The following is a 1,027-nucleotide window of genomic DNA, read 5'->3' as shown; positions in this document are numbered from 1 at the left end:
AAGGCCTGGTGGCTGCCACGATGTGGCGGCCACCTGCTTTGCGCCTCGGGTTAAAAAAACGGGCCTTGCGGCCCGTTTTCTTGATTAAGCGCCTTTCGACGCAGCCATTTGGGCTGCCACTTCTGCCGCGAAATCGTCCACTTTCTTTTCAATGCCTTCGCCAACCACGTACATGGTGAAGCCCTTGATGGTGGTGTTTGCTGCTTTCAGCATCTGCTCAACGGACTGCTTGTCGTTCTTCACGAAAGCCTGGTTCATCAGCGACRCTTCTTTCAGGTACTTGGCAACCGAGCCATCGATGCGCTTGGCAACGATGTCAGCTGGCTGAGCTGGCTTGCCTTCGGCAGCAGCTTTAGCCGCATCTTCGTCGGACTTGGCCTTGGCAACCGAACGCTCTTTTTCGATCAGGTCGGCAGGAACTTGCTCAGCGGACAGAGCCACTGGCTTCATTGCAGCGATGTGCATTGCCACGTCTTTACCAACCTGGTCGTCGCCACCTTCGAAGTCGACGATCACGCCGATACGCGCGCCGTGCAGGTAGGAAGCCAGCTTGCCGGTGGTTTCGAAACGCTGGAAGCGACGGATCGACATGTTTTCGCCGATTTTGCCAACCAGGGCAGCGCGCACTTCTTCCAGGGTCTGGCCGTTGCCAGCTGGCAGTGCCAGCAGGGCTGCAACGTCAGCCGGATTGTTTTCAGCAGCCAGCTTGGCAGCCAGGTTCGACATTGCCAGGAAGTCGTCGTTCTTGGCCACGAAGTCGGTTTCGGAGTTCACTTCAACCAGGGCGCCCACGTTGCCGGCGATGTAAGCAGCGACCACGCCTTCAGCGGTGATACGTGCGGATGCCTTGGCAGCCTTGCCGCCCAGCTTAACGCGCAGAATCTCTTCTGCTTTGTTCATGTCGCCGTCGGCTTCGGTCAGTGCCTTCTTGCACTCCATCATTGGCGCGTCGGTCTTCGCGCGCAGTTCGCCAACCATTGCTGCAGTAATTGCTGCCATGTGTTTCTCCTGTATTCGGTGGGTACTG

At 57.7% G+C, this 1,027-nt stretch carries 1 protein-coding gene; it reads right to left on the bottom strand.

All coding sequences use genetic code 11. The features are described 5' to 3' along the window. Positions 1-84: 84 nt before the first annotated feature. The gene (tsf, locus tag AB4Z11_RS32535; RefSeq protein WP_442030428.1) at positions 85-999 is read right to left on the bottom strand and encodes a translation elongation factor Ts; all 915 of its coding nucleotides are present in this window, start codon (positions 997-999) and stop codon (positions 85-87) included. Positions 1,000-1,027 lie beyond the last annotated feature (28 nt).

The sequence above is a fragment of the Pseudoduganella sp. RAF53_2 genome, assembly GCF_052113985.1.
In the GTDB taxonomy this organism is placed as follows: domain Bacteria; phylum Pseudomonadota; class Gammaproteobacteria; order Burkholderiales; family Burkholderiaceae_D; genus Rugamonas.
Note: the sequence above shows the minus strand (reverse complement) of the source record. Positions and strands in the feature narration are given on the sequence as shown.